We start from the raw sequence: 11,809 nt of genomic DNA, 5'->3' as shown, positions 1-11,809 counted from the left end.
GTTGGGCCGTAGTCGCAGTGACATCTCGGGGGGTGACACCCCCGTACCCCCCAGAGAACACTTCGGGCCCAACAAGGAGAGCAGGGAACCCAGATGGCGGAGCTCACGATCCGGCCGGAGGAGATCCGGGACGCGCTGGAGAACTTTGTCCAGGCGTACAAGCCGGACGCGGCCTCGCGCGAGGAGGTCGGTACGGTCAGCGTTGCCGGCGACGGCATCGCGAAGGTCGAGGGCCTTCCCTCGGCCATGGCGAACGAGCTGCTGAAGTTCGAGGACGGCACCCTCGGTCTCGCCCTCAACCTCGAGGAGCGCGAGATCGGTGCGGTCGTCCTCGGCGAGTTCAGCGGTATCGAGGAGGGCCAGCCGGTCACGCGCACCGGTGAGGTCCTGTCCGTGGCCGTCGGCGACGGCTACCTGGGTCGCGTCGTCGACCCCCTCGGCAACGCGATCGACGGCAAGGGCGAGATCGAGACCGAGGGCCGCCGTGCCCTCGAACTGCAGGCCCCGGGCGTCATGGCCCGTAAGTCGGTGCACGAGCCGATGGAGACCGGCCTCAAGGCCGTCGACGCCATGACCCCGATCGGCCGCGGCCAGCGTCAGCTGATCATCGGCGACCGCCAGACGGGCAAGACCGCCCTGGCGATCGACACGATCATCAACCAGCGCGACAACTGGCGTTCCGGCGACCCGGACAAGCAGGTCCGCTGCATCTACGTCGCCGTCGGCCAGAAGGGCTCCACCATCGCGTCCGTGCGCGGCGCGCTGGAGGAGGCCGGTGCCCTCGAGTACACGACGATCGTCGCCGCCCCGGCGTCCGACCCGGCCGGCTTCAAGTACCTCGCCCCCTACACCGGCTCGGCCATCGGCCAGCACTGGATGTACCAGGGCAAGCACGTTCTGATCGTCTTCGACGACCTCTCGAAGCAGGCCGACGCCTACCGCGCCGTCTCCCTGCTGCTGCGCCGCCCGCCGGGCCGTGAGGCCTACCCGGGTGACGTCTTCTACCTGCACTCCCGCCTCCTGGAGCGCTGCGCCAAGCTCTCCGACGAGATGGGCAAGGGCTCGATGACCGGTCTGCCGATCGTCGAGACCAAGGCGAACGACGTGTCGGCGTTCATTCCGACCAACGTCATCTCCATCACCGACGGCCAGTGCTTCCTGGAGTCCGACCTGTTCAACGCGGGCCAGCGCCCGGCGCTGAACGTGGGTATCTCGGTCTCCCGTGTCGGTGGCTCCGCGCAGCACAAGGCCATGCGGCAGGTCTCCGGCCGTCTCCGTGTGGACCTCGCCCAGTACCGCGAGCTGGAGGCGTTCGCCGCCTTCGGTTCCGACCTGGACGCGGCCTCCAAGGCGTCGCTGGAGCGCGGTAAGCGCATGGTCGAGCTGCTGAAGCAGGGCCAGTACGCGCCGTTCTCCACCGAGGACCAGGTCGTCTCCATCTGGGCCGGCACCACCGGCAAGATGGACGACGTGCCGGTCGGGGACATCCGCCGCTTCGAGCGGGAGCTCCTCGACTACCTGCACCGCGAGCACAAGGGTCTGCTGACCAGCATTCGCGAGGGTGCGAAGATGTCCGACGACACGCTGCAGGCGCTGGCCGACGCGATCGCGAGCTTCAAGAAGCAGTTCGAGACCGCGGACGGCAAGCTCCTGGGTGAGGGCTGAGTATGGGCGCCCAGATTCGCGTCTACAAGCGCCGGATCAAGTCCGTCACCGCCACGAAGAAGATCACCAAGGCGATGGAGATGATCGCCGCCTCCCGCATCGTCAAGGCGCAGCGGCAGGTGGCGGCCTCCACTCCGTACTCCCGTGAGCTGACGCGCGCGGTGACGGCGGTGGCGACCGGCTCCAACGACAAGCACCCGCTGACCACCGAGGCGGACCGTCCGGTCCGCGCCGCGGTCCTGCTCATCACGAGCGACCGCGGTCTGGCCGGCGGCTACTCCTCCAACGCCATCAAGGCGGCCGAGGCGCTGACCCAGCGCCTCACCGCCGAGGGCAAGGAGGTCGTGCCGTACATCGTCGGGCGTAAGGGTGTGGCCTACTACAGCTTCCGTGAGCGCAAGGTCGCGGAATCCTGGACGGGCTTCACCGACAGTCCGACGTACGCGGACGCCAAGAAGGTGGCCGCTCCGCTGATCGAGTCCTTCGTCGCGGACACGGCCGAGGGCGGCGTGGACGAGCTCCACATCGTCTTCACCGAGTTCGTGTCGATGATGACGCAGCAGCCGGTGGACAACCGTCTGCTGCCGCTCAGCCTCGACGCGACGGAGCAGAAGCCGGAGGGCGGCAAGGACGAGATCCTTCCGCTGTTCGAGTTCGAGCCGTCGGCGGAGGACGTCCTCGACGCCCTGCTGCCGCGGTACGTCGAGAGCCGGATCTACAACGCTCTGCTGCAGTCGGCCGCTTCCGAGCACGCCGCCCGCCGCCGTGCGATGAAGTCGGCGACCGACAACGCCGAAGAGCTCATCAAGTCGCTCACGCGGCTTGCCAACGCGGCCCGCCAGGCCGACATCACCCAGGAAATCAGCGAGATCGTCGGTGGCGCGAGCGCCCTGGCCGACGCGACCGCGGGGAGTGACTGACAACTATGACCACCACTGTTGAGACGGCCACGGCGACGGGCCGCGTCGCGCGGGTCATCGGCCCGGTCGTCGACGTGGAGTTCCCCGTCGACGCGATGCCGGACATCTACAACGCACTGACCGTCGAGGTCGCCGACCCGGCCGAGGACGGCAAGCAGAAGGTCCTCACCCTCGAGGTTGCCCAGCACCTCGGTGAAGGTGTGGTCCGTGCGATCTCCATGCAGCCCACCGACGGTCTGGTCCGCCAGGCTGTGGTGACCGACACCGGGAACGGCATCACCGTCCCGGTCGGTGACTTCACCAAGGGCAAGGTGTTCAACACCCTCGGCGAGGTGCTGAACCTCCCCGAGGAGAACGGCAACGAGTCCGAGCGGTGGACGATCCACCGCAAGGCCCCGGCGTTCGACCAGCTCGAGTCCAAGACCGAGATGTTCGAGACCGGCCTGAAGGTCGTCGACCTGCTGACCCCGTACGTCAAGGGCGGCAAGATCGGTCTGTTCGGTGGTGCGGGCGTCGGCAAGACGGTCCTCATCCAGGAAATGATCATGCGTGTGGCCAAGCTGCACGAGGGCGTTTCCGTGTTCGCCGGCGTCGGTGAGCGCACCCGTGAGGGCAACGACCTCATCGGTGAGATGGAGGAGTCCGGCGTTCTGGACAAGACCGCGCTGGTCTTCGGCCAGATGGACGAGCCCCCGGGCACCCGTCTCCGCGTCGCGCTGGCCGGTCTGACCATGGCGGAGTACTTCCGCGATGTGCAGAAGCAGGACGTGCTGTTCTTCATCGACAACATCTTCCGCTTCACCCAGGCCGGTTCCGAGGTGTCCACCCTGCTCGGCCGTATGCCGTCCGCGGTGGGTTACCAGCCGAACCTCGCGGACGAGATGGGCCTCCTGCAGGAGCGCATCACCTCGACCCGTGGTCACTCGATCACCTCGATGCAGGCGATCTACGTGCCGGCGGACGACCTGACCGACCCGGCCCCGGCGACCACCTTCGCGCACCTCGACGCGACGACGGTGCTCTCCCGGCCGATCTCGGAGAAGGGCATCTACCCGGCGGTGGACCCGCTGGACTCGACGTCCCGCATCCTGGACCCGCGCTACATCACGCAGGAGCACTACGACTGCGCCTCGCGCGTCAAGGGGATCCTGCAGAAGTACAAGGACCTCCAGGACATCATCGCGATTCTCGGTATCGACGAGCTGGGCGAGGAGGACAAGCTGGTCGTCCACCGCGCCCGTCGTATCGAGCGGTTCCTGTCGCAGAACACCCACGCGGCGAAGCAGTTCACCGGTGTGGACGGTTCGGACGTGCCGCTCGACGAGTCGATCGCCGCGTTCAACGCGATCGCCGACGGCGAGTACGACCACTTCCCGGAGCAGGCCTTCTTCATGTGCGGTGGTCTCGACGACCTCAAGAAGAACGCCAAGGAGCTCGGCGTCTCCTGAGCCCCGTGCTCGAACGGTGTCAGGGGCGGGCCCGCCCCGCCCCTGACATCCGCGCCCGTTACTCTTGACACCCCAGTCCTTTACTGGACGCCTGCCACGGCAGGCGGAGACCCGAGGAGCCACGTTGGCTGCTGAGCTGCACGTCGAGCTGGTCGCCGCGGACCGCAGTGTCTGGTCCGGCGAGGCCACCCTGGTCGTCGCACGTACCACATCGGGTGACATCGGCGTCATGCCCGGCCACCAGCCGCTGCTCGGTGTGCTGGAGTCCGGCCCGGTGACCATCCGTACGAGTGGCGGCGGTACTGTCGTCGCGGCGGTGCACGGCGGATTCATCTCGTTCGCCGACAACAAGCTTTCCCTGCTGGCGGAGATCGCCGAGCTGGCGGACGAGATCGACGTCGCCCGTGCGGAGCGCGCCCTGGAGCGAGCGAAGTCGGACACGGACGCCGCCGCCGAGCGGCGCGCCGAGATCCGGCTGGTCGCGGCGACGGGCAGCCGCTGACGGCCCGGCGACACGACACTCTCCCCCGGACCCGGTCCGGGGGTGCTTCCTCAGCCGCGGACCGGCCTGGACTCCTCCAGGACGGTCCGCGGCTGAGGTGGATCCCGAGGTCATACTGGCCCGGCGAGATGAGGCGAGGAGGTCGGTGCAGATGTTCCTCGCACTGCTGCTGAGCAGTGTGGGCATCGCGCTCGTACTGCTGGGGCTGTTCGTCTTCGGCCTGCGCCGGAGACTGATCCAGCGGTCGGGCGGGACGTTCGACTGCAGCCTGCGCTGGAACGTTGCCGGGACCACCGACGAGGCCGAGGCCGGCCTGTCCGGGCCTGAGCCCGGCGGCCGGGGCTGGGTGTACGGGGTGGCGCGCTACAACGGCGACCGGGTGGAGTGGTTCCGGGTCTTCTCCTACGCGCTCCGCCCGCGCCGGGTGCTGGAGCGCTCCGCGATCGAGGTTCTCTCGCGCCGGACCCCGCAGGGCGAGGAGGAGCTGGCGCTGCTGTCCGACGCCATCGTGCTCCGCTGTCTGCACCGCGGCACCCATCTGGAGCTCGCCATGAGCGAGGACGCCCTCACCGGCTTCCTGGCCTGGCTGGAAGCGGCACCTCCGGGCCAGCGTGTGAACGTGGCCTGATTCTTCTCTTCCGGGCCCCGGACCCCGCCACAGGTCCGAAGCCTCAGCCGGACCATGGCCTCTCGCAGGGCCGAAGGCTCGCGACGACTTCCCGCCCGTCGGACGGCCCACCGCGCACGGTCCCGGCGCACACGCCCCCAACGGCTGGACACGCCCCATAGCGGCTGGACCGCCCCCCAGTGGTCGGCGCCCCCAACTGCCGGCGCTTCCAACTGCTGGACATGCGCCCTAACGGCCCACGCCCAACTCCCGTGCCAGGACGGCCGCCTGCACCCGGCTGCGCAGCTCCAGCTTGGCGAGCAGCCGGCTCACATGGGTCTTCACCGTCGCCTCCGCCATGGTCAGCCGGACGGCGATCTCCGCGTTCGACAGGCCCTCGCCGATGCACACCAGCACTTCCCGCTCCCTGCGGGTCAGCGCGTCGAGAACCGCCGGATCGGGGGCCTCCGCGGTCGGCGCGGGTGCCGCGCGGGGGGCGGCGAACTCCGTGATCAGCCTGCGGGTCACCGCCGGAGCGATCAGACCGTCGCCGCGGGCCACGGTGCGGACGCCCTCGATCAGCCCGGCCGCGTCGCTGTCCTTGAGCAGGAACCCGGCGGCGCCCGCGCGGAGCGCGCCGAAGACGTACTCGTCCAGGTCGAAGGTGGTGAGCACCAGGACGTCGGCCAGCTGCTCGGCGACGATCCGCCGGGTGGCGGAGACCCCGTCGAGCCGGGGCATCTGGACGTCCATCAGGACCAGATCGGGCCGGAGCTCGCGGGCGAGCCGGACGGCCTCCTCGCCGTCCGCCGCCTCGCCCACCACCTCGATGCCGGCGGCGGAGCGCAGGATCAGCACCAGACCCGCCCGGACGGCGGACTGGTCATCGGCCACGAGCACGCGGATGGTCACGGGACGGGGACTCCTTCGTCGACGGGCAGTTCGGCGCGGACCTGCCAGATCTTCCGGTGGCCGGCGGCCGTGGCGGGGCCGGCTGCGAACGTGCCGCCGAGCAGCGCCACCCGCTCCTCCATCCCGACGAGCCCGGAGCCCGAGCCGGGTGCCCGCGGGCCGGAACGGTCCCCGGCCTCGCTGGTCACCAGGACGGTCAGCGGGCCGCCGGGCCCCCGCGCGATGCGGACGGCCACCTCGCCGGGGGAGGCGTGCTTGAGCGCGTTGGTGAGGGATTCCTGCACGATCCGGTAGGCGGCCAGCTCGACGGGCGCCGGAAGGGCCTGCTCCGGGGCGCGGCCGTCGTCCAGCGCGAAGGTCAGTCCGCTGCCGGTGCCGTTCGTCCGCGCCTGGTCCAGCAGGGCGTCGAGGCTGTCGAGCGTGGGGGCGGCGGTGGGGGCCTCCGCGGCATCCGGGTCGCGGAGCAGCCCGATGAGGCGGCGCATTTCGGCCAGTCCTTGGACGCTGTTCTCCCGGATCACGGTGAGCGCCTCGTTCGCCGCCTTCGGCTCGCCGATGGACAGCGCGGCGGTGGAGTGGATGGCGATGGCGGAGAGGTGGTTGGCGACCAGGTCGTGCAGTTCGCGGGCCATCCGGGAGCGCTCGGCGGTCACGGCCTCCCGGCGGTCCATCTCGGCGAGCAGCGCGGTCTGCTCGGCGCGCAGCCGCGCGGCCTCCGCGGCGTCGCGGTGATTGCGGATGGAGGCGCCGGTCGAGGCCGGGCCGTAGGTGACCAGACCGGTCAACACGCCGATGAGCAGGGCCTCCGGCTGCCGGATCCAGACCAGCGCCACCAGGGTCGTGGCGACGGTGATGAAGCCGGTGATCACCGGGATGCGGCGGGCGGACGCGGGTGTCCCGTAGACCACGGCGGCGTACATGACGTCGGTGAACATCATCGTCGTCGCCAGACTGCCGGTCGTGAACTGGTCGCCGATCATCGCGGCGGTGGCGACCAGCAGGGCGACCGGCGGCGCGGACCGGCGGAACAGCTCGGTCGCGGCGGTCACCGCGATCGGGATCAGCGCGGTCCAGACCGGCAGGAGCGAGCGCCCTCCCCAGCTGTGCAGCCCGAGCGACCACAGCAGCACACCGCTGAGCAGCCCGCCGGCGGCGAGCAGCACGTCGTCACGGTGTGGGCGGGCGAAGGAGAGGGGCACCCCGCCATCCAACACGCCCGGCAGGGCCCGGCGCCTCCACGCGGGGGGTGAGACCGGGTACATCGAAGGATGCAGTGGCGGTTCGTCACTGGCGACGACGAACGGGGCCCGGACCGCGGCGATGCTGGAGGGGAACCGCGAGGAGGTCCCCGTCGTGATCGTCACGCTGATCATCGCCTGTGAAGTCGGCTTCTGGCTGCTGCTGGCCGGAGGCCTGAGCCTGCGCTATCTGGCCAAGATGCCCCGGACCGGAGCGGCGGTGCTGCTGTGTGAGCCGCTGCTCGAACTGGTGCTGCTGGTGGTCACCGCGATCGACCTGAAGAACGGCGCGGAGCCGGACTGGAAGCACGGTCTGGCGGCCGTCTACATCGGCTTCACCGTCGCCATGGGCCACCACTTGATCAAGTGGGCGGACGGGCACTTCGCGCACCGCTTCTCGGGCGCGCCGAAGCCGGCCAAGCCGCCGAAGTACGGGATGGCACGCACGGTGCACGAGTGGAAGACCGCAGGCCGCTGGATCCTCGCCGGAGTCGTCGCCATCGGCCTCCTCCAGTGCGCGGCGCTCTACGTGGGCGACGACGGGAACACCGAGTCGCTGCGGGCATGGCAGACCAGGATGGGCTGGCTGATCGGCATCAACCTCCTCATCGCCGGCAGCTACACGCTCTGGCCGAAGAAGGGCCCGGCGGGCGGGGGCGAGGTGGCCGCGGAAAGCCGCGAGAAGGAGCTGAGTTCGGGCCGGTGACGCGCGAGCGTCGGTGACTTCCGCAGCGGAGACGACGAACCCGGCTGCCCGCCCCGGACGGGGGCGGGGAGCCGGGTGTCGTGGGTACGGATGCCCAGGGGGCGTCAGCCGGACAGCGAGCCGTCCCGCACGGCGTCGACGAATGACGCCCAGGAGGCGGCGGGGAAGACGAGGGCGGGGCCGTCGGGGTTCTTGCTGTCGCGGACGGGGATGAGGCCGGTGATTCCGTCGGCGACCTCGACGCACTCGCCGCCGTTGGAGTTGCTGTAGCTGCTCTTGCGCCAGTTAGCGGTGCTCAGGTCGAGGGTGTTTCGCATGGCTGGTACTCCTCCATCGCCGATCGAATCAACGCCGCCGACTCTGCCAGCGAGAGGGCGTTCGCGCGCAGCACATCGTATCGGCGTCGGCGCTTCTTCACTGCTTCTGGATCTTCGTAGAGGTGACCGGCCTCGATGCCCTCCTCGTACGCCACGGCGGGGCCGTCCGCCAGGGTGAGTACGGTCAACGAGCCGCCGAGCAAAGGGTGTTCTCCGGCATCGAAGGGCATGACCTGCACCCTGCTGACCGGAGTATCCACTTGTTCGAGTAGGGAGGCCAGTTGCTCGAGCATGCAATTCCGGTCGCCGACTCTGCGTCGGAGTACGGATTCATCGAGTACTGCCCAGCGGCACGGAGGTGACTCGGACCTCAGACGCTCCTGCCGAGCCATCCGGGCCGCGACCCGTTCCTCCAACTGTTCCGGAGCCAGGTCGGGCTGGCAGCCGAGGAACGCGCGGGCATAGCCGGGAGTCTGCAGGAGACCCGGAAGAACCTGCGCCCCGTACTGCTCGATGTCCGTGGCCCTGGCCTCGAAGTCCATGTACCGCCGGTACTGATCCGGATGCGCCTCCCGCTTCGCCAGGTCGTACAGCCGGGCGAAGAGGCCGTCGGTTCCGAACGCCGCGTCCAGCGCCCTCGACAGCTCCGGCGGGGGCATCAGTTCGGCGGTCTCGACGCGTGCCAGGCCGCTCTTGCTGGAGTTCACGATCTTGGCCAGTTGCACCAGCGAGAGCTGCGCCGCCTCGCGGTGCCGACGCATCTCCGCGCCGTAGAAGTGCCGTGCGGAGCGGTCGGGGGTCAGTGACTGCGACTGGAACTTCACGTTCGAAACCTCTCGTCCCACGTGCGAGTTCGGGACGGTGCCTGCCGTCCCGCGGCCGACAGAGGGACGGTCACCGCCCACTCGGGCCGGATGGCACAACGCGTTCGTTGCCACACTCAAAGTAGTCGCCGCGTGGTCACCCGACAGCGGAACGGAGCGGGAGGACCCGTAGGCGTGACGGACCCCCGGCGCCGCGTGCCGGGGGAGGGGCCGACCTGAGGAGAGCAGCCGACATGAGTCAACGCATCGGGAGCCGGTGCCCGCAACGGCGCGGGCGTCGGCCACGGCCGACACCACCGGGGCAGTGCGCCCACGGCAGTGCGTGCCGTTGCGGGAAGGCGGTGGGACCGTGCGCCGGTTGACGTGTTCCGGGGAGTCGTTGCTCCCGTCGGCTCCGCTGCCCACCCCCGAGTCCCGGTTCCGGCTCCTGCCGTGGACGAGCCCCGACGGCAGGCCCTGCTATCTGAGTGCTGACAACCCCCGCAGCAGGCTGTCCCGGCTCGCGGACGATGTGGAGGCCGCGCAGCTGTCCTCCGGGGCTCAGGTGCTCGGCGGGGCCGAGGCCGTGCTCGCCGATCCCCGGGCCGGTGTCCGTGAGCTGCGCTTCACCACCGCGCGGCTGACCGAGTCCCTCCGGGACGCGCTGCGGGTCGCCGACAGCCGTGGCGGACGGCTGCCGATGCCGACGGAACCGGAGGACGGGGGCTGAGTCCGTCACCGGCCCCTGGATGCCCCGGGCTCCCGAATACCCCCGGCCCCCCGAACGCCCCGGCTCCCGGAGTCCCGGGGCCGGGTTCCGGCCGGCCCGTCGTCCTCAGCGGTTCTCGCCCGGCACCCACAGCACGTCGCCGATCTCCTTGTTGGCCGTGCGGGCCAGGATGAACAGCAGGTCGGAGAGGCGGTTGAGGTAGGTCGCGGTGAGCGGGTTCATGAGGTCGGCGTGCTGCTCCAGGGCCGCCCAGGTGGACCGTTCGGCGCGCCGCACCACCGTGCAGGCCTGGTGCAGCAGCGCGGCGCCCGGGGTGCCGCCCGGGAGGATGAAGCTCCGGAGCTTCTCGATGCCCTCCAGGTAGCGGTCGCAGTCCGCCTCCAGCTTGTCGACGTAGGTCTGTTCCACGCGCAGGGGCGGGTACTGGGGGTTCTCGACCACCGGGGTGGCGAGGTCGGCGCCCACGTCGAACAGGTCGTTCTGCACCCGGACGAGGACCGTCACGATCTCCTCGGGCAGCTGCCCGAGGGCGATGGCCACGCCGATCGCCGCGTTGGCCTCGTTCGCGTCGGCGTACGCGGCGATCCGCGCGTCGGTCTTCGCGGTGCGGCTCATGTCGCCCAGGGCGGTGGTGCCGTCGTCGCCGGTCCGGGTGTAGATGCGCGTCAGATTGACCATGGGTCGAGCCTAGGCCCTGTCGTCGGATTCCCGCCTGCTACGCGGTGTCTCGCACCCGCTCCCGACTGGCTGCAGCACACCGTGATGCGCGGCGTGCGGCGGGCGATGACGTCCGGGATGGGGCCCGCCGAGGCGTCCCGCGCGGTGCTCGACCGGCTCGACGCGATCGAGCATCTGCTGAGTGAAAACGTGCTCAACTACGCAGTCCGGTCAGCCGAATGAGTCGCGTCCGTGTGATGTCCGTCATGTGAGACGTGACGCGCATCTCTTCCCCGCCATCCGGGCCCTCACGGACGCTAAGGTCCGCCGGAGAGTCGAATCGTTCAGTTTTACCGGGGGGCGCCCCCCGGGTCGTCACGGCATAGGGAGCAGCAGTGGCCAGGAAGCTCGCCGTCATCGGAGCCGGACTCATGGGGTCCGGTATCGCGCAGGTCTCGGCGCAGGCGGGGTGGGACGTCGTGCTGCGCGACGTCACCGACGAGGCGCTGACCCGTGGCACCGACGGCATCAAGGCTTCGTACGACAAGTTCGTCTCCAAGGGGAAGCTCGACGCCGAGGCCGCTGAGGCCGCGCTGGGCCGGATCACCACCAGCACCGACCTCGACGCGGTCGCCGACGCGGACGTCGTCGTGGAGGCGGTGTTCGAGAAGATCGAGGTCAAGCAGGAGATCTTCCGTGCCCTCGACGGCCTGGTGAAGGAGGACGCGGTGCTCGCGTCCAACACCTCCGCCATCCCGATCACCAAGATCGCGGCCGTGACGAACCGTCCCGAGAAGGTCGTCGGCGCCCACTTCTTCTCGCCGGTCCCGATGATGCAGCTGTGCGAGCTGGTGCGCGGTTACAAGACCAGTGACGAAACCCTCGCCACCACCCGGGAGTTCGCCGAGAGCGTGGGCAAGACCTGCATCGTCGTCAACCGCGACGTCGCCGGCTTCGTCACCACCCGCCTCATCTCGGCGCTCGTCGTCGAGGCCGCGAAGCTGCACGAGTCCGGTGTCGCCTCGGCCGAGGACATCGACATCGCCTGCAAGCTGGGCTTCGGCCACGCCATGGGCCCGCTCGCCACCACCGACCTGACCGGCGTGGACATCCTGCTGCACGCCACCGGCAACATCTACACCGAGACGCAGGACGAGAAGTTCGCCCCGCCGGAGAGCATGCGTCGGATGGTCGACGCCGGTGACATCGGCCGGAAGAGCGGACAGGGCTTCTACACCTACTGAGGCGCCGTCACCCTCAGGGGTCACCCTTGAGGGTGAAATCTGTATCGGTTCGCTTACAGG

The 11,809-nt window shown here is 69.9% G+C and carries 14 protein-coding genes; 9 read left to right on the top strand and 5 right to left on the bottom strand.

Annotated features, from left to right (window positions below):
* The first annotated feature begins 93 nt into the window (after nt 1–93).
* From atpA to ABT112_RS16060, 5 genes are all read left to right on the top strand, one after another.
* A complete protein-coding gene (gene atpA, locus ABT112_RS16080; protein WP_351509902.1) occupies nt 94–1,665 on the top strand; it encodes a F0F1 ATP synthase subunit alpha in 1,572 nt (523 codons plus the stop codon).
* A 2-nt stretch (nt 1,666–1,667) separates the two neighbouring features.
* Nucleotides 1,668–2,585 carry a F0F1 ATP synthase subunit gamma gene (locus ABT112_RS16075; protein ID WP_351509900.1) on the top strand — a complete coding sequence of 306 codons (918 nt, stop codon included), beginning with the start codon at nt 1,668–1,670 and terminating at the stop codon, nt 2,583–2,585.
* 5 nt (nt 2,586–2,590) lie between these two features.
* On the top strand, nt 2,591–4,033 hold the full coding sequence (gene atpD / locus ABT112_RS16070; RefSeq protein ID WP_351509898.1) for a F0F1 ATP synthase subunit beta: 1,443 nt from the start codon (nt 2,591–2,593) through the stop codon (nt 4,031–4,033).
* A 124-nt stretch (nt 4,034–4,157) separates the two neighbouring features.
* Nucleotides 4,158–4,535: a F0F1 ATP synthase subunit epsilon gene (locus ABT112_RS16065; protein ID WP_351509896.1), complete on the top strand. Its 378-nt coding sequence runs from the start codon at nt 4,158–4,160 to the stop codon at nt 4,533–4,535.
* 151 nt (nt 4,536–4,686) lie between these two features.
* Nucleotides 4,687–5,163, top strand: coding sequence for a DUF2550 domain-containing protein (locus tag ABT112_RS16060; RefSeq protein ID WP_351509894.1), 477 nt, complete (start codon nt 4,687–4,689; stop codon nt 5,161–5,163).
* Nucleotides 5,164–5,391: 228 nt separating this feature from the next.
* Here the strand turns inward: ABT112_RS16060 and ABT112_RS16055 are convergent, their stop codons facing one another.
* Both ABT112_RS16055 and ABT112_RS16050 read right to left on the bottom strand, forming a co-directional pair.
* On the bottom strand, nt 5,392–6,054 hold the full coding sequence (locus ABT112_RS16055; RefSeq protein WP_351509892.1) for a response regulator: 663 nt from the start codon (nt 6,052–6,054) through the stop codon (nt 5,392–5,394).
* The gene (locus tag ABT112_RS16050) at nt 6,051–7,427 is read right to left on the bottom strand and encodes a sensor histidine kinase (RefSeq protein WP_502975354.1); all 1,377 of its coding nucleotides are present in this window, start codon (nt 7,425–7,427) and stop codon (nt 6,051–6,053) included. The genes ABT112_RS16055 and ABT112_RS16050 overlap by 4 nt, the downstream gene beginning before the upstream one ends.
* Here ABT112_RS16050 and ABT112_RS16045 point away from each other — a divergent pair.
* Nucleotides 7,408–7,998: a hypothetical protein gene (locus ABT112_RS16045; protein WP_351509887.1), complete on the top strand. Its 591-nt coding sequence runs from the start codon at nt 7,408–7,410 to the stop codon at nt 7,996–7,998. The genes ABT112_RS16050 and ABT112_RS16045 overlap by 20 nt on opposite strands.
* Nucleotides 7,999–8,102: 104 nt before the next feature.
* Here ABT112_RS16045 and ABT112_RS16040 read toward each other — a convergent pair whose 3' ends face one another.
* Together ABT112_RS16040 and ABT112_RS16035 are read right to left on the bottom strand one after the other, a co-directional pair.
* Nucleotides 8,103–8,315: a DUF397 domain-containing protein gene (locus ABT112_RS16040; protein ID WP_351509885.1), complete on the bottom strand. Its 213-nt coding sequence runs from the start codon at nt 8,313–8,315 to the stop codon at nt 8,103–8,105.
* A complete protein-coding gene (locus ABT112_RS16035; RefSeq protein ID WP_351509883.1) occupies nt 8,294–9,139 on the bottom strand; it encodes a helix-turn-helix domain-containing protein in 846 nt (281 codons plus the stop codon). Before ABT112_RS16035 ends, ABT112_RS16040 begins: the two co-directional genes overlap by 22 nt.
* Nucleotides 9,140–9,497: 358 nt before the next feature.
* Between ABT112_RS16035 and ABT112_RS16030 the strand changes: the two genes are divergently transcribed.
* A complete protein-coding gene (locus ABT112_RS16030) occupies nt 9,498–9,848 on the top strand; it encodes a hypothetical protein (protein WP_502975353.1) in 351 nt (116 codons plus the stop codon).
* 105 nt (nt 9,849–9,953) lie between these two features.
* Here the strand turns inward: ABT112_RS16030 and ABT112_RS16025 are convergent, their stop codons facing one another.
* Nucleotides 9,954–10,526 (bottom strand): cob(I)yrinic acid a,c-diamide adenosyltransferase, encoded by a 573-nt coding sequence (locus ABT112_RS16025; protein WP_351509882.1) that lies wholly within the window; start codon nt 10,524–10,526, stop codon nt 9,954–9,956.
* 81 nt (nt 10,527–10,607) lie between these two features.
* Between ABT112_RS16025 and ABT112_RS16020 the strand changes: the two genes are divergently transcribed.
* Nucleotides 10,608–10,748, top strand: a complete 141-nt coding sequence (locus ABT112_RS16020; protein ID WP_351509880.1) for a hypothetical protein — start codon at nt 10,608–10,610, stop codon at nt 10,746–10,748.
* A 152-nt stretch (nt 10,749–10,900) separates the two neighbouring features.
* Nucleotides 10,901–11,749: a 3-hydroxyacyl-CoA dehydrogenase family protein gene (locus ABT112_RS16015; protein ID WP_351509878.1), complete on the top strand. Its 849-nt coding sequence runs from the start codon at nt 10,901–10,903 to the stop codon at nt 11,747–11,749.
* Nucleotides 11,750–11,809: the final 60 nt, after the last annotated feature.

Origin of the sequence: Streptomyces sp. NPDC002055, assembly GCF_040296705.1 — a bacterium.
In the GTDB taxonomy this organism is placed as follows: domain Bacteria; phylum Actinomycetota; class Actinomycetes; order Streptomycetales; family Streptomycetaceae; genus Streptomyces.
The sequence above is the reverse complement of the archived record's forward strand: the minus strand, read 5'-3'. Positions and strand labels throughout refer to the sequence as shown.

Coding starts and splice junctions, on each gene's coding strand:
- atpA (WP_351509902.1), top strand. CDS start 94: ATGGCGGAGCTCACGATCCGGCCGGAGGAGATCCGGGACGCGCTGGAG.
- ABT112_RS16075 (WP_351509900.1), top strand. CDS start 1,668: ATGGGCGCCCAGATTCGCGTCTACAAGCGCCGGATCAAGTCCGTCACC.
- atpD (WP_351509898.1), top strand. CDS start 2,591: ATGACCACCACTGTTGAGACGGCCACGGCGACGGGCCGCGTCGCGCGG.
- ABT112_RS16060 (WP_351509894.1), top strand. CDS start 4,687: ATGTTCCTCGCACTGCTGCTGAGCAGTGTGGGCATCGCGCTCGTACTG.
- ABT112_RS16050 (WP_502975354.1), bottom strand. CDS start 7,427: ATGATCAGCGTGACGATCACGACGGGGACCTCCTCGCGGTTCCCCTCC.
- ABT112_RS16040 (WP_351509885.1), bottom strand. CDS start 8,315: ATGCGAAACACCCTCGACCTGAGCACCGCTAACTGGCGCAAGAGCAGC.
- ABT112_RS16025 (WP_351509882.1), bottom strand. CDS start 10,526: ATGGTCAATCTGACGCGCATCTACACCCGGACCGGCGACGACGGCACC.